This window comes from Janthinobacterium sp. UMAB-60 (genome assembly GCF_900095235.1).
Lineage (GTDB): Bacteria > Pseudomonadota > Gammaproteobacteria > Burkholderiales > Burkholderiaceae_D > Janthinobacterium.
This window is the reverse complement of the sequence record NZ_LT607482.1, coordinates 63,019-83,092: the sequence shown is the minus strand read 5'-3', so window position 1 is coordinate 83,092 and position 20,074 is coordinate 63,019. Positions and strand designations below refer to the sequence as shown.

General features: G+C 62.7%; 15 protein-coding genes. 8 read left to right on the top strand and 7 right to left on the bottom strand.

All coding sequences use genetic code 11. The annotated features are described in order from the left end of the window. The 5 genes from K0F86_RS00345 to K0F86_RS00325 form a co-directional block, all read right to left on the bottom strand. The gene (locus tag K0F86_RS00345; RefSeq protein ID WP_219132442.1) at positions 1-1,332 is read right to left on the bottom strand and encodes an MFS transporter; all 1,332 of its coding nucleotides are present in this window, start codon (positions 1,330-1,332) and stop codon (positions 1-3) included. After that, positions 1,329-3,209 (bottom strand): alpha-amylase family glycosyl hydrolase, encoded by a 1,881-nt coding sequence (locus K0F86_RS00340; protein WP_257571917.1) that lies wholly within the window; start codon positions 3,207-3,209, stop codon positions 1,329-1,331. The genes K0F86_RS00345 and K0F86_RS00340 overlap by 4 nt, the downstream gene beginning before the upstream one ends. Before the next feature lie 15 nt (positions 3,210-3,224). Continuing rightward, on the bottom strand, positions 3,225-5,519 hold the full coding sequence (locus K0F86_RS00335) for a TonB-dependent siderophore receptor (RefSeq protein ID WP_219132441.1): 2,295 nt from the start codon (positions 5,517-5,519) through the stop codon (positions 3,225-3,227). A gap of 312 nt (positions 5,520-5,831) precedes the next feature. Continuing rightward, positions 5,832-6,860: a LacI family DNA-binding transcriptional regulator gene (locus K0F86_RS00330; protein ID WP_257571916.1), complete on the bottom strand. Its 1,029-nt coding sequence runs from the start codon at positions 6,858-6,860 to the stop codon at positions 5,832-5,834. A 7-nt stretch (positions 6,861-6,867) separates the two neighbouring features. After that, the gene (locus K0F86_RS00325) at positions 6,868-7,482 is read right to left on the bottom strand and encodes a glutathione S-transferase N-terminal domain-containing protein (protein WP_219132440.1); all 615 of its coding nucleotides are present in this window, start codon (positions 7,480-7,482) and stop codon (positions 6,868-6,870) included. 277 nt (positions 7,483-7,759) lie between these two features. Here K0F86_RS00325 and purB point away from each other — a divergent pair, with 277 nt between their 5' ends. The 6 genes from purB to K0F86_RS00295 all read left to right on the top strand — a co-directional run bounded on the left by purB (position 7,760) and on the right by K0F86_RS00295 (position 13,949). Further along, a complete protein-coding gene (gene purB, locus K0F86_RS00320) occupies positions 7,760-9,139 on the top strand; it encodes an adenylosuccinate lyase (protein ID WP_219132439.1) in 1,380 nt (459 codons plus the stop codon). 186 nt (positions 9,140-9,325) lie between these two features. After that, complete coding sequence (locus K0F86_RS00315; protein WP_070311507.1) at positions 9,326-9,850, top strand: cytochrome b; 525 nt, start codon at positions 9,326-9,328, stop codon at positions 9,848-9,850. A gap of 39 nt (positions 9,851-9,889) precedes the next feature. Further along, a complete protein-coding gene (locus tag K0F86_RS00310; RefSeq protein WP_219132438.1) occupies positions 9,890-10,444 on the top strand; it encodes a YceI family protein in 555 nt (184 codons plus the stop codon). Between the two features lie 36 nt (positions 10,445-10,480). Then, on the top strand, positions 10,481-11,056 hold the full coding sequence (locus K0F86_RS00305; RefSeq protein ID WP_219132437.1) for a YceI family protein: 576 nt from the start codon (positions 10,481-10,483) through the stop codon (positions 11,054-11,056). A gap of 165 nt (positions 11,057-11,221) precedes the next feature. After that, a complete protein-coding gene (locus K0F86_RS00300; RefSeq protein WP_092802933.1) occupies positions 11,222-11,491 on the top strand; it encodes a GlsB/YeaQ/YmgE family stress response membrane protein in 270 nt (89 codons plus the stop codon). 304 nt (positions 11,492-11,795) lie between these two features. Next, positions 11,796-13,949: a S46 family peptidase gene (locus K0F86_RS00295; protein WP_219132436.1), complete on the top strand. Its 2,154-nt coding sequence runs from the start codon at positions 11,796-11,798 to the stop codon at positions 13,947-13,949. Positions 13,950-14,017: 68 nt separating this feature from the next. On the opposite strand, the gene K0F86_RS00290 is transcribed toward K0F86_RS00295, so the two are convergent. Further along, entirely contained in the window at positions 14,018-14,593 is a 576-nt protein-coding gene (locus K0F86_RS00290) for a hypothetical protein (RefSeq protein ID WP_219132435.1), read from the bottom strand. A gap of 155 nt (positions 14,594-14,748) precedes the next feature. Between K0F86_RS00290 and K0F86_RS00285 the strand changes: the two genes are divergently transcribed. Further along, on the top strand, positions 14,749-16,437 hold the full coding sequence (locus K0F86_RS00285; RefSeq protein WP_219132434.1) for a M14 family zinc carboxypeptidase: 1,689 nt from the start codon (positions 14,749-14,751) through the stop codon (positions 16,435-16,437). Between the two features lie 90 nt (positions 16,438-16,527). Then, positions 16,528-18,678 carry an FUSC family membrane protein gene (locus K0F86_RS00280; protein WP_219132433.1) on the top strand — a complete coding sequence of 717 codons (2,151 nt, stop codon included), beginning with the start codon at positions 16,528-16,530 and terminating at the stop codon, positions 18,676-18,678. 10 nt (positions 18,679-18,688) lie between these two features. Here the strand turns inward: K0F86_RS00280 and K0F86_RS00275 are convergent. After that, positions 18,689-20,074: S9 family peptidase (locus K0F86_RS00275; RefSeq protein ID WP_219132432.1), on the bottom strand; the 1,386-nt coding region annotated here is incomplete at its 5' end.

The window sequence follows — 20,074 nt, the reverse complement described above, 5'->3', positions numbered from 1 at the left end:
TTAGAGCCGTCCAGCGCCCTGGCGCCCGTTCAATTTGACGAACAGCACCGCCACCGCCGCGCACAGCAACAGGGCGCCGGCCAGCCGGATGACGTTCTCCGGATTGCCGCCCAGCCAGCTGCGGTAGTACAGGGGCAGGGTGAAGATCTGGATAATCATCGGGATGACGATGAACATATTGAAGATGCCCATGTAGACACCCGTGCGCTCGGGCGGAATGCAGCCGGCCAGCATGATGTAGGGATTGCCCATGATGCTGGCCCAGGCCAGGCCCACGCCCAGCATGGGCAGCAACAGCAGCGCCGGGCTGTGGATCAGCGGGATGCTCAGCATGCCGATACCGGCCGCGCACAGGCACAGGCTGTGCATGCGCTTGGGGCCGAAACGGCGCGTGAACGGCACCAGCGCAAAGGCGGCGATAAAGGCGATGAAATTGTAGAAGGCGCCCACTTGCCCGTTCAGCAGGCCCGCGTCGCGAAAGCCTTGCGACGCCGGGTCCGTCGTGTGGAACAGGGTCGCCGCCAGCGACAGCGCAATGTACTGCCAGTAGCAGAACATGGCGTACCACTGGAACAGGTTGACGAGGGCCAACTGCTTCATCGTCGGCGGCATCTCGCGCAGGGCCGCGCCGATATCGGCCAGCGTGTGGCGCCAGCCCGGCGGGCGGCTGCGGATGGCCGCCAGCTCGGCCGCCGTGAGCGGATTTTCCGGCGTCGTCTTCAGTGTCCACAGCACCGAGGCGAGCGAGAACACGGCGCCGATCAGGAAGGCGGCGATGACGATGTGCGGGATATGGCTGCCATTGACGGCATCCTTGTTCATGCCCAGCATGACCAGCAGCGATGGCGTCAGGTAGGCCAGCGTTTGCCCCAGTCCCGTAAACGCGCTTTGCGTGAGAAAACCCAGCGAGTGCTGCTTCTTGTCGAGCTTGTCGCTGACGAAGGCGCGGTACGGCTCCATCGTCACGTTGTTCGCCGCGTCGAGTATCCACAGCAGGCTGGCGGCCATCCACAGGGTGGGACTGAACGGCATGGCCAGCAGGCCCAGGCTGCACAGGATGGCGCCGATCAGGAAGTACGGCGTGCGGCGGCCCCAGCGCGTCACCGTGCGGTCGCTCATGGCGCCGATCAGGGGTTGCACGAGCAGCCCCGTCATGGGACCGGCCAGCCATAAATATGGCAGGCTCGCCTCGTCGGCGCCCAGGTATTTGTAGATGGGGCTCATGCTGCTTTGCTGCAGCCCAAAGCTGAACTGGATGCCGAAAAAACCGACATTCATGTTGACGATCTGCCAGAACGACAGATGCGGGCGGTGCGTGCTGGCGTCGCTCATGCTGGTTCCCGTTTTTGCTCTTGCTCCCGCTCCAGCCACAGCATATGCCATGGCTGCAGGCCTACGGTGCCGGCCAGCACGCTGCCATCGAGGCTGTCGCGCCATTCGCCCGCAGGCAAGGTGAAACGCTGGCTGGCGCCACTGAAGTTGCTCAGGTTGAGAAACGCGTCGCCACGCAGCAGCGCCAGCACGGCCGGCGTGTCGGCGGGCAGTACGCGGCGCGGCGCGGCGGCGGCCAGGGCGGGCAAGCGCCTGCGCGCGTCGACCAGCTGGCGCAGCGCCAGGTACAGCCGGCCGCTGGCGCTCACGCCATCGTGGCGCCATGCCAGCAGGCTGTCGTCAAACGCGGGGCGCTGCAGCCAGCGGCTGTCCAGCGCCCGGTCGGCGCGCTGCGTGTAGCTGTGATCGTTGGTCATGCCCAGTTCATCGCCCATGTACAGCACCGGCAAGGCGCCAAAGCTCAAGGCCAGGCCATGCAGCAGCAGCAGGCGCCGCAATGCATATTCCTGCTCCTGTACCGTGGTGGCGCTTTCCAGGCCTGCCAGCGAGGCGGCCATGCCGTTGCTGCCATGCGCCTTGTCGGCGCTGCTGCTCTGGAAGGCGGCGCCGCGCGCATAGCTGCCGGGGGCACCGGCAAAGAAGCGAGCGATGCGCGCCAGGCGCGCCGGCCCGTCCGCGCCCGCTTCATTGAGCAGCACGTTCCAGCCGATGTCGTCGTGGCAGCGCACATAACTGAGCCAGCTTGCGGCCGGCGGCAGCGGCGGCGTGGCGGCGATCACCTGCTGCAGCAAGTCCGTGCTTTCCTCCGCCAGCGCGCCCCAGCCGGCGGCCATCAGGCTGCTGTGATAGGCGATATGGCATTCGGGCGCGGCATCGCTGCCAAAGTAGGCGGGCAGCTTGGGCGTGGGCACGATGGCTTCGGCCTTGAGCAGCACGCCCGGCGCGACGATGGCGGCAATCGCCCGCAAGGCTTGCAGCAGGCTGTGGGCTTCGGGCTGGTTCATGCAGTCGGTGCCTTCGCGCTTCCACAGGAAGGCCGTCGAATCGAGGCGGAACACTTCGATGCCCTTGTTGGTCAGGCCCAGCATGGCGCCGGCCATGGCCGCGAAGACGGCCGGATTGGCGTAGTTCAAGTCCCACTGATACGGATAAAACGTGGTCCAGACCCAGCGCTGGAGCTCCGGCACGAAGGTGAAATTGCCCGGCGCCGCCTGCGGGAATACCTGGCCTACCGTTTGCTCGTAGCGGTCCGGCTGCGCGCGGTCGGGATAGGTGTGGAAAAATTCGCGCAGCAGCGGATCGCCCGCCTTGGCGCCCAGCGCCCAAGCATGGTCGTCGGCCACGTGGTTGAGGATCAGGTCCGAGCACAGGCTGATGCCGGCCGCGCGCAGCTGCGCCGTCAGCGCCAGCAAGTCGGCATTGCTGCCCAGCGCGGGGTCGACCTCCTCGAAGCTGGCGACGGCAAAGCCGCCATCGCTTTCACCGGCGCGCGCACGCAAAAACGGCAGCAGGTGCAGGTACGTCACGCCCAGTTCGCGCAGGTGGCCAATGCGCGCGGCCACGCCCTGCAAATTGGCGCCGAAGCGCTGTACATACGCGCTGTAGCCCAGCATGGACTGGCTGGCAAACCAGTCCGGCTGCGCTTCGCGCTGCGCATCCTGCCGCCGCAGTTCGGGCGCGCGCGCCGCGTACAGGCGCCCCACGCTTTCCATCAGGTCGCCCAGCCAGGGCAGGAAGTCCGGCCGCTGGCCATACAGGCTGCCCAGGCGGTCGAGCAAGACCGCCTCCTGGCGCGCGTAGCGGCGCGCCGCATCGTCGCGCAAGTGCGTGGGGAGCGGCGCCAGCAGGCGCGCCAGGGGGCTGCGTATCGACATCATGAATCCTATCCTTGCTTAAAATGCGTATTTCAGGCTGACCTTGACGGCGCGCCCCGTGATCGAGCGGGCCGCATGGCCATCGCCCTCGACTTCCGTATAGCCGATCTTGTTGAGCAGATTGTTCGCCGTCAGCGCCACCTGCATTTGCGGCGTCAGCTGGTAATTGACGAAGGCATTGAGCACCTGGTAGGCGGGCAAGGTGATCGTGTGCGCATCGTCGCCCCACGACTTGCCCGTGCCGACCAGGCTGGCGCCCAGGGTGGCCGGTCCCCATTCATAGGTGGGCGCGAGCTGGTAGACGACACGCGCCTGGCGCCGCGGCGTATTGCCGATCAGCGCCACGTCGGCCGCCGCCGTGCCCGTGATCTCGGCATCCGTGAACGTCAGGCCGCCATTGATGCGGAAGTCGCCGGCGCTGTAGGCCGCTTCCAGCTCCACGCCCTTGGCTGCATAGCTGTTGGCCGTGCGCAGCTGGGTGGTCGCCTCGTAATTGCTTTCCTTGGTCTTGGCCTGGAACACGGTGACGAAGGTACTCAGGGGACCTCGCCGCCATTTCACGCCGCCTTCGAGCTGGCGCACGGTATTGATGGCCACCGGCACGCTGCCGTCGAGCGGCGTGCCGAACAGGATACGGTCGGCATTGAAGGCCACGCCTTCGCTGACGCGGGCAAACACGGCCAGGTTGGCTTGCAGCTTGTAGTTCGCGCCCAGCGAGTACGAAGTGTGGCCCAGCGTGTAGTCGACCTGCTGCACCGTCGACGGCAGATAGGCTTGCGCGCCGGTCGCCTGATTGGCCGTGCCGCTGGCGTGCTGGCGGTCGCGCCGCAGGCCGCCGTCGAGGTTCAGCGCGCCGCTTTCCCAGGCCAGGTTCAGGTACGGTGACGTCGTGCGGTATTCCATGTCGACGGCGCGCGAGCAGCAGGCGCCGAAGGCCGGACCGATGTAGCCCGGCGTGCCGCTGGCCGTCTGCAGCAGCGCCGGCTGGTCGCCCGTGGCCTGCATCAGGTATTCATTGAAGTTCCAGGTCAGGCCCAGCTTTTGCTGCGACAGGTACAGGCCGGCCGTGGTGGTCAGCTTGCCGCTGTCAAGCACGAAAGTCTTGGCCAGCTTGGTGTCGCTCAGGGTATTGCTGGCGTCGTCGATCGAGGTATTGAACACCACGGCGGAAAACGCGCGGCCCGTGTAGGGCTTGCCCTGATTCGGGCCGCTGGCAAACACATAGCTGCCGTCGCTGCCGTTATTCGACGGGAAGACGCCGATGAAGCGGCCCGAATTGTCGGCGTAGCGGAAGTTTTCGCTCACGCTCCAGCCCTGCCCCAGCTTGAACGACGCTTCCAGGCCCACGGTATCGCTTTTGACGTGCAAGCCGTCGTTGACATTGGTGGCCACGCGCTGGTTATCCTTGTTCAGCACCATGTCGGGCACCCAGTACGGCGAATAGAAACTGGCCTTGCGCGGGTCGATGCCGGCGATTTCCGTGATGCGGCCATTGCGCACGCTGACCGGCACCGGCAAGGCCGTGGGCGACTGGTCGTCGAGGTGCTTGAACGACAGGCGCACGAAGCCGCTGTCGAATTCATGCGTGACATTGCCGCGGATCTGGCCGCCCTTTTCGCTGTTGACGCCACTGTGGCGGATGCCTTCGCCCGTGCGCCAGGAGCCGCCGATGAAGAAGCGCGTGCGCTCCGAAACCGGCGCGCCGTAATCGAAGTCCACGCGCGTCTGGTCGTAGCCCAGGCCGCGGCTGATGGCCACGCTGCCACCCTGCTCCTTGCCATTCTTGCTGATGAAATTGATGATGCCGCCCGGCGAGTTGGTGGCCAGGGTGGAAGCCGAACCGCCACGCACCACTTCCAGGTGGTCGAGCGTGGAATCGATCTTGACAAAGCTGTCGGGCGTGGTGAAGTTGAAGTCGCCGAACTGCAGCACCGGCAAGCCGTCTTCCTGGATCTGCACATAGCGCGCGCCGCCGGCGGAAATGGGCAGGCCGCGCACGGTGATGTTGGCATTGCCTTCACCGCCCGAGGATTCGGCCCGCAAGCCCGGCACCGAGCGCAGGACTTCGGCGGCGCTGGTCGGCGCGTTGTGCAGGATGGTGTCGAGTTCCATGCTGCTGACAGAATTGCTCGATTTCATTTTCGAGGTGCCGCCGGTGCTGCCCGTGACCACGATGCGTTCCAGGTTCAGGCCATCGGCGGGGGCGGCGCTGGCGGTGTCGCCGGCCGATTGTGCCTGGGCGGCGCCCAATTGCAGCATGGCCAGGGCGACGGCTGCGGCCATGCAGCCGCGTTGAGCAGTACGTGTCTTCATCTTGTCTCCAGTGTTGTATGCCGATACATCGAGGTATCGGCTTGTTATGAGTCCTGGCCGCTGCATGCCGTGGCGCGCTGGCTGAGCCGGTACGTCATTATTCAACGAATAAGAATTTATTGCAATCGATTGCAATCGAGCACTGCAACATGAAAATGTTGTTGTTTTTAAGAGAATTTTACGGGTGGAACGGAGCTAAATATGGGGAAGTTGAGGCGAATACGAGGGTTTTCATGCTGCGGCACAGCATGAAAATAAACGGATAAATTTGAATTTATTGCAATCGGTTGCAAACAAGAGACAATGCGCGCCTCAGCGGCCCGAAGCGCGCACGATCAGCTCGGTTGGCAATTGCCGGGATGGCGCAGGCGCGCCGTCGACCAGCGCCAGCAGCGAGGCCACCAGCGCGCGCCCGGCGGCGCGGATCGGCTGGCGCACGGTGGTCAGCGGCGGATGGAAATACGCGGCCAGTTCGATATCGTCGTAGCCGACCACGGCCACCTGTTCCGGCACGGCCAGGCCGCGCGCGCGCAGGGCGCTGATGGCGCTCATGGCCAGCAAGTCGCTGCAGGCAAAGATGGCGTCGAACGGCAGGTGGCGGTCCAGCAGTTCCTGCACGTCCGTCGCGCCGCCCTGCGGCAGGAAGGAGCCGGCCACGTACAGCTGCGGGTCGGGCGCCAGCCCCTGCGCGGCCAGCGCCTGCGCATAGCCCTGGTGGCGCTGCGCCACTTCGGGCAGCTTGGCGTCGCCAAAGAAGGCGATGCGCGTGCGCCCCGCCGCCAGCAAGTGTTCCGTGGCCAGCCTGCCACCGGCGACGTTGTCGCCGCCGACGGTGCAATACAGCTGCTGCGGCAATTGCGCGCCCCACACGACGATGGGCACCTGGCGCGCGGCCAGCTGGTTCAGTTGTTCATGGTGGCGCCACTGGCCGATCAGGATGATGCCGATCACGCGGCCGCTATCGAAGGATTGGGCGGCCGCATCGAGCGTTTCGGCATCCACGCGCGAAATGAGCATGTCGAAGCCCTGCTCCGTCAGCGCATCGGCCAGGCTGCCCAGCATGCTGAGGAAAAAAGGGTCGGACAAGTGCTGGCGCGTGGCCGCGTCATACGGCACCACCACGCCCACCGTGCGGTTCTGTTTCAGGCGCAGGTTTTGCGCGCCGATATTGATGGAATACTTGAGCGAACGGGCCAGCGCGATGACGCGCGCACGCGTCTCTTCGTTGACCAGCGAACTGCCGCTCAGCGCGCGCGACACGGTGGACGTGGATACGCCAGCCAGGCGCGCGATATCGGCCATCTGCAGGCGTTGCTGCGCCTTCGAATCAGTTCCGGTCATCGTGCGCTCACTGCGGCACGGTGTCCTTGAACGACTGCCGTTCGGACAGCTTGTCGAACAGGCGCGCCAGCGCGGGATGCTCGGCGCGCCAGTCGATTTCCGGGAAACGGAAGCTGAGCCAGCCCAGCGCGCAGCCCACGGCCACGTCGGCCAGGGTGTAGTTGCGGCCGGCGCAATACGCGCTCTCGCCCAGGCGCGCCTCTAGCGCGGCCAGACCCAGCGTGATTTTGTCGAGCTGGCGCGCGATCCAGGCCGCGCTTTGCTGCTCCGGCGGGCGCTGCGTGCGCTCCAGGCGCACCAGCACGCCCGCGTCGAGGATGCCGTCGGCCAGCGCTTCCCAGTTCTTGATATCGGCCCGCTCGCGGCCATTGCCGCCGGCCGGCAGCAGTTTGCAGACGGGCGTGAGCGTGTCGAGGTATTCGACGATGACTTTCGAATCGATGAGCGTGCTGCCATCCTCCATCACCAGGCAGGGCACCTTGCCCAGGGGATTGGCCTGGGCGATGCGGGTTTCCGGCACCCACACGTTTTCCAGCTCAAAGACATAGTCGAGCTTTTTTTCCGCCAGCACGATACGGGCTTTGCGGACATACGGGCTGGCGAGGGAGCCGATCAGTTTCATAGGTACTTTAAGGTAAAGGAGCAGCAAGCAGTATAGCATCGGCGGCAGCGGCGTTTGGCAGCGCGCGCCCGGCGCTCCCCGCAGTGTGGCAGGCATGCCGCATCGGGGCCGGATTCGGCCAGATTGCGGTGCGCTGGCGGCCGACGGGCGGCTGGCCAGCGGCCAGCGGTGGTAAAATCGCCCTTTACTGTGGCGCCGTCAGTGTTGCTGTATTGCAATAGCCCTGCCCTCCCCGCGCGCCACACGCCAACCGTTTCTTTAACTTGCGTCCGCTCTCATGACTTCTACACCTCCGTATTCCACGCTGTCGGCCCTGTCTCCGCTCGATGGCCGCTACGCCAGCAAGACCGATCTGCTGCGCCCGATCCTGTCCGAAGCCGGTTTCATGCACCACCGCGTGAAAGTGGAAATCTCCTGGCTGCAAGCGCTGTCGCAAGCCGGTTTCGCCGAAATCAAGCCGTTCTCGGCGGAGGCAACCGCCCTGCTCGACAAGATGGCAGCGGACTTCTCGGAAGCCGACGCGGCCCGCATCAAGGCCATCGAAGCGGTCACCAACCATGACGTCAAGGCGGTCGAGTACTGGCTGAAGGAACAAGTGGCGGACGTGCCGGAACTGGTGGCGGCGTCGGAATTCATCCATTTCGCCTGCACCTCGGAAGACATCAACAACACCTCGCACGGCATGATGCTCAAAGCCGCGCGCGACGGCGTGATGCTGCCGGCCCTGCAAGGCTTGGTGACCAGGCTGACGCAGATCGCGCACGACAATGCCGACGTGCCGATGCTGTCGCGCACGCACGGCCAGACGGCCAGCCCGACCACCCTGGGCAAGGAAATGGCCAACGTCGTGGCCCGTTTGCAGCGCGCCGTCAAGCGCATCGAACAAGTGGAAATCCTCGGCAAGATGAATGGCGCCGTCGGCAACTACAACGCCCACCTGTCCGCCTACCCCGGCTTCGACTGGCCGGCATTCTCGCAGGCCGTCATCGAACAGCGCCTGGGCCTGGTCTTCAACCCGTACACCATCCAGATCGAGCCGCATGACTACATGGCCGAACTGTTCGATGCCTTCGCGCGCGCCAACACGATCCTGCTGGACCTGAACCGCGACATCTGGACGTACGTGTCGCTGGGCTATTTCAAGCAAAAACTGAAAGCGGGCGAAATCGGCTCGTCGACCATGCCGCACAAGGTCAACCCGATCGACTTCGAAAATTCGGAAGGCAACCTGGGCCTGGCCAATGCCGTCCTGAAACACCTGTCGGAAAAACTGCCCGTCTCGCGCATGCAGCGCGACCTGACCGATTCGACCGTGCTGCGCAACATCGGCGTGGGCCTGGGCTACACCCTGCTGGCCTATGACAGCTGCCTGCGCGGCCTGAACAAGCTGGAAGTGAACCACGCGCGCCTGGCGCAAGACCTGGACGCCACCTGGGAAGTGCTGGCCGAGCCCGTACAAACCGTGATGCGCCGCTACGGCATCGAAAATCCGTACGAGCAACTGAAAGAATTGACGCGCGGCAAGGGCATCTCGAAAGAAGCGCTGCAAACCTTCGTCAACGGCCTGGCCATCCCGCAGGATGCCAAGGACGTGCTCTTGACCATGACGCCGGGTAACTACATCGGTATCGCGGCGCAATTGGCCAAGGCAATCTAAGCCACAATCTGTATCTGGATCAAGCAGATCCACTCCCGCGGGGCGGCCAGCATACAAATGCTGCCCGCCCCGCGGTTTTTCCGGCGCTCTTTCTTGTAGAATCTGCAGCACGCAGCGTAATTTGCTTTTCTTTGGTATATTAGGCCAAATTAGTCCTAATACGTACTACATTCAAGAAAGCCGCCGATGCAACGCTACACCACCACCGCCATCATCCTGCACTGGCTGACCGCCCTGCTGATCATCAGCGCCTTCGTCATGGGCCTGGTCATGACGGACATTCCCGGCCTGACGCCCACCAAACTCAAATATTTCTCCTGGCACAAGTGGCTGGGCGTGACCGTGCTGGCCATCGCCGCCATCCGCCTGCTGTGGCGCAAGGCCAACGTGCCGCCGCCGCACCCGGCCAGCATGGTTGCCTGGCAAAAGAAGGCGGCCGACGCCATGCACGTGCTGCTGTATATCCTGATTTTCGCCGTGCCCATTTCCGGCTACCTGTACACCCTGGCCGCCGGTGTGCCGGTGGTCTATCTGGGCCTGTTCCAGCTGCCCGTCATCATGGCGCCGAACCCGGAACTTAAGCCACTCTTAAAAGAAATTCATTATGTTCTGAACATGACGATGGCCGCCGCCGTGGCCGCCCATGTGCTGGCGGCGCTGAAGCACCAGTTCATCGACCGCGATGGCGTGCTGAAACGCATGCTGCCATAACGTCCTCCCCTTGCTCACTGAAACACAGGAAAAAACAAGATGAAAACCACCCAACGCCTCGTCCTCGCTTCCCTGCTGGGCCTGTCCGTGGCCGCCACCGCCGCCACCCTGCTGAAAGTCGATCCCGCCAAGACCAGCGTGTCGGCCGTGTTCAAGCAAATGAACGTGCCCGTGGAAGCGAAGTTCAAGAAATTCAATATCGCCATCGAATACAACCCGGCTACGCCGGATGCCTCGAAGGCGTCGGTGGACATCGAGACGGCCAGCATCGATATCGGCGATCCGGAATACAACAAGGAAGTGGCGAAGAAAGAATGGTTCAACTCGGCCCAGTTCCCGAAAGCCACCTTTGTCTCGAGCAGCATCAAGGCCGCCGGTGCGGGCAAGCTGACGGTGACGGGCAAGCTGAGCATCAAAGGCAAGACCACCGACGTGAGCTTCCCCCTGGCGGTGAAAGCCGACGGCGGCAAATACGCGTTTGACGGCGCCCTGCCGATCAAGCGCCTGACCTACAACATCGGTGAAGGCGAGTGGAAAGACACGAGCATGGTCGCGGATGAAGTCACAATAAAATTCCACGTTGCCGCCCAATAATCGTTTTATCTCTCGTTATTTAACTCTAGGAATTCAATGAAATTTTCGCACTTGATGATCGCCGTGCTGGCAGCCGCCGGCGCGGGTTCGGCCATGGCCGCTACCGACACCTACAACCTCGACCCGACGCACACCTTCCCCAGCTTTGAAGCCGATCACATGGGCATGTCCGTCTGGCGCGGCAAGTTCAACAAGACCAAGGGCACCGTGACCCTGGACCGCGCCGCCAAGACGGGCAGCCTGGACTTGGTCATCGATGCCGATTCGATCGATTTCGGCCTCGACGCCATGAACACGCACGCGAAAAAAGCGGACATGTTCAATGTGGAAAAATTCCCGGCTATCACCTACAAGAGCAAGTCGTTCAAGTTCAACGGCGATCAGCTGGTGGAAGTCGATGGCGAACTGACCCTGCTGGGCGTGACCAAGCCCGTCAAATTGAACGTGAGCAAATTCAAGTGCATCATGCACCCGCGCTACAAGCGTGAAGTGTGCGGCGCCGATGCCAGCGCGGAATTCAAGCGCAGCGACTTTGGCCTGAACTACGGCATGCCGGCGTTCTCGCCGGAAGTCAAACTGGCCATCCAGGTGGAAGCCATCAAGGCCGATTAAACCTCATCTTGTCGCATGACAAGCCCGCCTCGCTGCCCGCAGCCAGGCGGGCTTTTGCATGCGCGACGCAAATCCGCTGGACTTTTCTATCGTGCGGCATCAGTATCACCTGGCATAATGTTTTTTTAACATGGCACTCCATTCACCCATCGCGCGGAGGACTACATGAATTTCATTATCTGGATCGTTATTGGCGGCGTCATCGGCTGGCTGGCCAGCATGGTCATGAAAACCGATGCGCAACAGGGCATCTTCCTCAATATCATCGTCGGCATCGTGGGCGCCTTTCTGGGCGGCTGGCTGCTGGCGCCGCTGTTCGGCACGGGCACCATCAATAGCGACAATTTCAGCCTGTCTTCGCTGCTGGTCTCGTTCCTGGGCGCCGTGATCCTGCTGGGCATCGTGAATCTTTTGCGCCGCGGCAAAATCCGCTAGACCGGCAACACACCGTGCCTCACGAGGTGGCCGGGCCGCACAAGCGCCCGGCCACTTTTATTGCTGCTAGGACACGTATGGACAATACTACAGTCGCCGCACGGAAAAATGCGGGCTGGCGGCCGGTTCCTGCCCCTACGCCACCGAAAAACATGCTATTTATACAAATACACAAGAACATGCTGCCCGGAAAATGTGATTGACTAGTGCGAGTTCGATACGGATACTCTAGGTCGCCCGCTGCACAATCAGCGGGTACTCCGCTGATTCCGACTTCCCTACAATGTAAAAGAACAGAACTCGAATGAAAAAATCTCTCATCGCGCTCGCCATCCTGAGCAATTTCGCACACGCCGACGAAGGCATGTGGATGCCCCAACAGCTGCCACAAGTAGCCAAGGAACTGAAAGCGGCCGGACTGAAACTCGATCCGACCACCCTGACCAAACTGACCGAGTTCCCGATGGGCGCCATCGTCAGCCTGGGCGGTTGCTCGGCCTCGTTCGTCTCGCCGCAAGGCCTGGTTGCCACCAATCACCATTGCGTCTACAACAGCGTGGCGGTCAATTCGACCAAGGAGCGCGATTTGCTGGCCAACGGTTTCCTGGCCAAGACCTTCGCTGAAGAATTGCCGGCCGCTCCGGGCAGCCGCATCTTCGTCACCTCGGCCGTGACGAATGTCAGCGACAAGATCATCACCAGCGACGTGGCCAAGCTGCAAGGCAAGGCACGCATCGACGCGATCGAGAAAAACCAGAAAAAACTGGTCGCCGAATGCGAAAAAGAAGCGGGCTTCCGCTGCACCGTGTCGAGCTACTACGGCGGCCTGGAGTTCTACCTGATCAAGCAACTGGAAATCCGCGACGTGCGCCTGGTGCACGCGCCTCCAGCGGGCGTGGGCAAGTTCGGCGGCGACACCGACAACTGGATGTGGCCACGCCACACGGGCGACTACGGTTTCTACCGCGCCTATGTCAGCCGTGATGGCAAAGCTGCCGACTTCAGCAAGGACAACGTGCCGTACCAGCCAAAACACGTGCTGAAACTGGCCAAGGATGGCTTGAAAGAAGGCGATTTCGTGATGGCGCTGGGCTACCCTGGCCGCACCAACCGTCACCGCCTGCCATCCGAAGTGGCGTTCACGTTTGACTGGAACTACCCGGCCTTCGTGAAAGCGTCGGGCGAAACCCTGGCCATCATCGCGCGCGAAACCAAGGACAACAAGGATGTCGCGCTGAAATACGCGGGTCAAGTTGCCGGCGTGAACAATTACTACAAGAACCGCCAAGGCATGCTCGATTCCTACGCCGGCAGCGACTTCCTGGCGCGCAAGACAACGGAACACGAAGCCCTGAAAACCTGGGTCAACGCCAATGCCGCCCGCAAGGCGGAGTTTGCCGGCGATATCGAGCAGGTGGAAAAGCTGATCGCCGAACGCGATGCCGACACCAAGCGCGACTTCTTCCTGGGCTACGCACAGCCACGCCTGCTGAACACGGCACGCAGCCTGTACCGCCTGTCGAACGAAAGCACCAAGGCCGATACGGAACGCAAGTCCGGCTACCAGACGCGCGATTTGCCGCGCCTGGCCTCGGGCGTCACGTCGGTCGAGCGCACCTACGATGAAAAAGTCGACAAGGCGCTGGTACTGAACAGCCTGACCAAGTACGCCGCGCAACCGGCAGCACAACGCCGCGCCAGCTTCGACGCCGCTATCGGCATCAAGGACGGCATGTCGCCAGCCGACCTGTCCGCCGCCTTGGACAAACTGTATGCGGGCAGCAAACTGGCCGACAAGGAAGAACGCGCGGCATGGCTGAAACGCACGCCAGCCGAATTCCAGGCCAGCAAGGACAGCTTCATCCAGGCAGCCGTCGCCATGTATCCGGATTCGCTGAAAAACGAAGCGGAAGACGAAGAACTGGCAGGCAAGATCCAGCAAGCCTACGCCAACTACATGAAAGCAAAAATTGCCTTCATGAAGAGCAAAGGCCTGGCCGTCTACCCTGACGCCAACAGCACCTTGCGCGTCACGTTCGGCAAAGTTGCCGGCCGCGACCATGGCGCCGACGGCACCACCTGGACCGCGTTCACCACCGTCAATGGCGTCGCCGCCAAAGCCACGGGCGAAGGCGAGTTCAATGCACCAGCGAAACAACTGGCGGCGATCAAAGCCAAGGACTTCGGCAAATTTGTCGATCCGAAGCTGAAAACCGTGCCGGTCGACTACCTGGCCACCCTGGACATCACCGGCGGTAACTCCGGTTCGGCTGCCTTGAACTCGAAAGGTGAATTCATCGGCCTGGCATTCGACGGCACGCTGGACTCGATCATCTCCGATTGGGACTACAACAAGGCCAACACCCGTTCGATCCAGGTCGACCTGCGCTACATGCTGTGGAACATGAAGCACATCGACCACGCCGACAACCTGCTGAAAGAAATGGGCGCTGAATAACAACAAGCCATAACCCGGCAACGGGCGCTTTAGCCTGAGCCACTCCTGCGGGAGTGGCTTTTTTTCGCCTAACGTTTTACTTTGGCAAAGCGGTAAGGCACGGCTTGCTCCTCGCCAAACACTGGCGCGCGGCCACTTCCCAGCGGCAACATCACGCGCCGGCCATCCTGCAGCAGCAAGGCCAGGTCGGCGCCGGGAAAGCGCTGCGCCAGCAGCGGATAGGCTGGCCCGGCTATGCTGGCGGCGAGAATCACGATGCGATAATCGGCCTCGCCAAAATCGAGCAGCAGCGCGGGCGCCTCAGGTCCCGGCAGCGCCGTGATGCGCAAGCGCGTGCTGCCCTTGATCAACTCGAAGGCTGACCACAGGGGCAAGCTGCGCCGCATGGAGCCGATCTGCAGCCGCGGCGCCTGGCCCGCATCGGCCGATGTCAGCAAGACATCGGGCCGCTCCTCCGATACTGCCCCATCGACGGCCACCAGCCAGCCCCGGTAGCGTATCAGCGCCCCCTGCGCGGCGGCCGTCACGGAGCCGCCCTGCGCCACCGGCCCCTTGCCCGCCGGCAAGCGCAACGGCGCCGCCTGTGCCGCCAGGCAAATCGACCACACCAGCGCCGCCATCGCTGCCGCAGTCGCCGTCTTCACCATGCCGCCTCCATCCTTGCGTGTGAAACGTATTCATAGCACAAGTACTGCAGCAAGCCCCTGCGACGCCTCAAGGCAGGAGCGCCGGTGCTACAATTGGCTCCTAGCGGGCGTACTTACCCAGCGCGCCTTCCCCCTCCCAGACTCAGACCGCTATGCCACCAGACTTGCGCACGACCTACGAACTCGGTAACCATAACCAGACCACGACCTGGCTGGAATGCATCACCTTCTATCAAGATCTCGCCGCACGCTATCCGCAGGTGCTGCACTTCGAACAGATCGGCCTGTCCGACTCGGGCGTGCCCATCCACGCTGGCGTCGTCAGCGCCGATGGCGTATTCGACCGCGAGCAGATCAAGCGCGCAGGGCGCACCGTGTTCTTCAACAATAACGGCATCCACCCGGGCGAACCGGAAGGCATCGACGCCTGCATGGCCATCGTGCGCGACCTCTGCACGCAGCCCGAGCGCCTGGCGGCGCTGGGCAGCACCGTGCTGCTGTTCATTCCGATCTACAACGTCGATGGCAGCCTGAACCGAGCCAACACCTCGCGCGTGAACCAGGATGGCCCGGAGCAATTCGGTTTCCGCGGCAACAGCCGCCACCTGGACCTGAACCGCGATTTCATCAAGTGCGACAGCCTGAACGCGCAAGTGTTCAACCGCCTGCTGGCCAGCTGGGACCCGGACGTGATGGTCGATACCCACACATCGAACGGCGCCGACTACCCGTACACGATGACCCTGATCCACACGCAGACGGATAAGCTGGGCAATGGCTTGGGCCCCTTCCTGCAAGACACCATGCTGCCGCACATCTTTGCGGCAATGGAAAGCGCCGGCTGGCCCACCTGCCCGTATGTGAATCCCGTCAAGGACAGCCCCGACCACGGCATCGCCGAATTCCTCGAAGTACCGCGTTTCTCGACGGGTTTTGCGGCCTTGCATCACGTCATCGGTTTCATGCCGGAAACGCACATGCTGAAACCGTTTGCCGACCGCTACGCTTCCATGCGCGCGCTGCTCGACATCACGATGGCGTTCACCATCGAACATGGCGAGACAATCCGCCAATTGCGCGCGCAAGCCAAGGCGGCCGGCCGCACGCAAGCCGAGTGGCCGATCCACTGGGCCATGAACGAAGCGCAACCGTCCACCTTCCCCTTCAAGGGCTACGCGGCGCAATACACGCCGAGTATCCTGGGCGACTACCAGCGCCTGTCCTACGACCGTTCGCAGCCGTGGGAACGCGATATCGCCTACTACAACCGCTTCGATGCGGACGTCACCGTGGCCGCGCCGAAAGCCTATGTCGTGCCGCAAGCGTGGCGCGAAGTGATCGAGCGCCTGCGCTGGAACGGCGTCGAAATGAGCCGCATCACCGCCGAACAGACGCTAACGGTACGCTACTATCACATCACCAATGTCGGCACACGGGCCACCGCCTACGAAGGCCATATGTTCCACGATACGGTGGACGTGGAAGCACGCACGGCACAATTCACCGTGCAGGCGGGCGACTATGTAGTGTCCCTGGAGCAGGACAACGCGCGCTACGCCGTGGAAACGCTGGAACCGCAGGCGCACGACAGCTTCTTCCGCTGGGGTTTCTTCAACAGCGTGCTGGAGAAGAAAGAAGCGTTTTCCGATTACGTCTTTGAAGACATGGCATCCGAGCTGCTGCGCGATGAGCCTGCACTGGCGGCCAAGTTTGCCGACTGGAAAGCAGCGAATCCGGCCTTGCTGAGCAATCAGGAAGCCGTGCTCGACTTCATTTTTGAGCACTGCCAGCGCTTTGCCGAGCCGGAATGGCGGAGATATCCTGTCATTGCCCTGATGTAAATCCGGGCTGTAGCGACTGCAACATCCTGGCGCCGCATCGGAGATCCCGGTGCGGCGCCTCTTTCTGTGCCCTGCCCACAAGGTAATCCCATGCACTACGCACTGAACCTGCGCACCTTTATTTACAGCCATTATTTTTACCTGGGCTTGCGCGTGGCCATCGGCCTGGTCGGCCTGGCCTTGCTGGTCCAGGAAATCAGCGACAGCGCCACCGCCATGACGGTGTGCATCGGCGCCCTGTGCACGACCCTGATGGACATGCCCAGCCCGCTGCGCCACAAGTTCAACGAAATGCTGGCCTCGGTCCTGCTGTGCAGCGCCGTCACCTTGTTGATCAGCCTGTGCGGGCCCGTGCAGTGGCTGCTGATGACGGTGCTCGTCCTCGTGAGTTTTCTCGCCAGCATGATGGTGGTGTATGGCAAGAAATCCATGCCCTTGCAACTGGCCGCCCTGTTCATCATGACCATGTCGATGGAGCACCAGATGACGTGGCAGCAATCGTTTCACCACGCAGGCCTGTTCATGCTGGGGGGATTGATCTATCTGGCCTACGCCATGGCCATCGCCTGGGTCTTGCGCCACCGCATCAAACAGCAAGTGCTGGCCGAAGCCCTGTTCGAGTTAGCCGCCTACATCGACATCAAGGCCGATTTCTACGACACGCGTTTCAACCTGACGGAGCAATTCAACAAGCTGGTGCGCCATCAAAGCATGTTGGCCGACCGCCAGCAAGCGTCGCGCGACCTGATTCTGCGCAGCCACAAGAACAGCAAGGATGCCATCGTGGTGCAGGTGCACGTGTGCATGCTCGATTTATATGAACTGATCCTTTCCACGCACACGGATTACGCGCTGCTGCGCCAGCACCTGGCCGACTCCGAGGTACTGCAATCCTTGCATGACCTCGCCTACAAGGCGGCGCGCGATATCGAAGCCGTGGCGTATGCCGTCACGCGCAAGCGCGCTTCGTATGCGCAGATCAGCTACGACAAGGAATGGGCCGATATCGAAGGAGAAATTGCCCGCCTGCACGCACAAGGCGACGCTGCGCAGGAAGCGCTGGCGACCCTGCGCGCGCAGCGCAACAAGATCCGCGCCATTTTAAAAATGATCGGTGAGCTGCACCTGGCGACGCAAAAAGTCTATGCCGACGTGCCATTCTGGAGCGGCGCGGACATGGCGCCGTTCTTGTCGCAGCAAAAGTATGAACTGAAAACCCTGCTGTCGAATCTGCGCCTCGATTCACCTGTGTTCCGCTTCGCCCTGCGCGTCTCGATGGCCATCTCGGTGGGATTGCTGATCGGCCACTGGTTGCCGTACGCGGCGCACAGCTACTGGATCGTGCTCACCATCGTCATCATCCTGCGCCCCACGTTCAGCATGACGCGCCAGCGCCGCGCCGACCGCATCATCGGCACCATCATCGGCTGCGTGGTCACGGCCATCGTGATCCGCTTCGTGCACAGCAATATCGTGCTGATGGGCATTTTATTTCTCTCCATCGTGGCCACGCCCACCTTCATCTATTTGCGCTACCGCTACACAGCCATCGCCGTCAGCCTGATGATTCTGTTGCAGATGCATCTGGTGGCGCCCAGCAACCCGAACCTGGTCAGCGAACGCCTGATCGACACGCTGATCGGCGCGGCGGTCGCCACCGTGTTCAGCTTTGTGCTGGCCAATTGGGAATACCAGAGCCTGCCGCGGCTGGTGCGCCAGGTGCTGAACGTGAACCTCAGCTATATGCAAGCCAGCTTCGCGCTACTGCAGGGAAAATGTTTCGATGATTTCGCCTACCGCATCGAGCGCAAGCGTTTGATGGATAGCCTGGCCGCGCTCAGCTCGGCACTCGTGCGCATGCTCGATGAACCGGCCAGCAAGCAGCGTGCCGTGGAAGACATCAACCTGTTCATCGTGCAAAATTACCTGCTGGTGGCCCATGTGGCGGCGCTGCGCTCGATCCTGGGCCGGCACGCCAGCCAGTTGCCCGTCGCGCCCGTCAACGCCCTGCTTGGCCATAGCCATACGCAAGTGTGTTTGACCCTGTCGCGCGCGCTGGAACAGCTCGATGACAAGGCCACCATCAGCGCGCCACAGACTCCCGCTGCCGCGCCGCCCGTCAGCGACGTGGCCTGGTCGGGCTGGCCGCTGGTCAAAAGACGCATCCGCCTGTTGCAGGCAGATGCCGACAAGATCGTGATACATAGCGCGGCGATCGTGCATATTGTGGCGCCACGCTAAATACCGGACTTTACTTCAGATACTGCTCGAACCAGCCGATGGTACGCTGCTGCAAGTCGCGCTGGTGTTCGGGCTTGCGGAAGGAATGGCCTTCGCCGTCGTAGATGAACAGGCTGGACGGCACGCCCATGGCGCGCAAGCCGTGCCAGAATTCCAGCGACTGGGCGGCCGGCGTTTCCACGTCGCGCTCGCCCACGTAGATCAGGGTCGGCGTCTTCGCCGCCTTGATCGATTCGATGGGCGAGGCACGGCGGTAGACCTCGGGCTTGTCATACGCGGAGGCGCCAAAGAACGGGATCATCCACTGGTTGATGCCATTCTGGCCGTAATAACTGATCCAGTTCGATACGCCCGCCCCCGCCACGGCCGCCTTGAAGCGCTCGCTGTGCGTGACGCCCCACATGGTCATGAAGCCGCCATACGAATGGCCGGTCAGGCCCAGGCGCTGGCCGTCGACGGGCGCCACTTTTTCCACCGCATCGATGCCGGTGAGAATGTCGCGCCAGTCGCCGCCGCCAAAGTCGGCCATGTTGGCGCGCGTAAATGCCTGGCCCTGGCCAAAGCTGCCGCGCGGGTTGGGCAGGAAGACGAAATAGCCTTTTTGCGTCAATTCCTCGATCACGGTGCTCGCCGCCACATAACGGGGCGAGGCGGCAGCGCCCGGGCCGCCATGCACGTTGACGATCATCGGGTAGCGCTTGCCGGCCTCCACCGACAACGGTCCCAGCAACCAGCCCTGCACCTTGTATTGCTCGTTGTTCCAGCCCACGTTCTGCACCGTCAGCTGCGGCGCAAAGCCGTCGTTGTCGCGCGTGATCTTTTTCAGCTGGCCCACAGGTCCCGCCACCAGGTAGCTGGCGTGCGTAAAATCTTCCTGTGCGGCAGCGGCTTGGCGGCCATCGGCGCTGAACGACAGACGTCCATCGCTGCCGCTACTGCTGATCTCACCGAGCAGCACCGGCTGGGCCGGACCGCTTTGCGCATCGACAGGCACCAGCGCCAGTTGCGAGTCGATCAGCGCGGTCGCCAGCAAGCCTGTGCCGCGCCAGACGACGCCATTGAAGGTGCCGCGATAGTCTGGCGTGAGATTGCGCGGCGTGCCGCCGGCCAGCGGTACGGTATAAATATCGCCGCCGATGGAGCCGAAATCGCTCATCAGGCCGCCGATGAAGGCCACCGTCTTGCCATCCGGCGAGACGGAAGGCAGGTTCAGCTGCATGGCCGGCGAGGCGATCACGCGCAGGGCGCCCGTGGCCGCATCGATATGGCTGAGCTTGGCGACCCACCAGTTGCTGTCGCCATTGCCCTGCGCGCTGGTGGCGACAAAGCCGCGGCCATCGGGTGTCCAGCTGTATTCATACACATAGGTGTCGGCGGGTGACAGCAAACGCGGTTC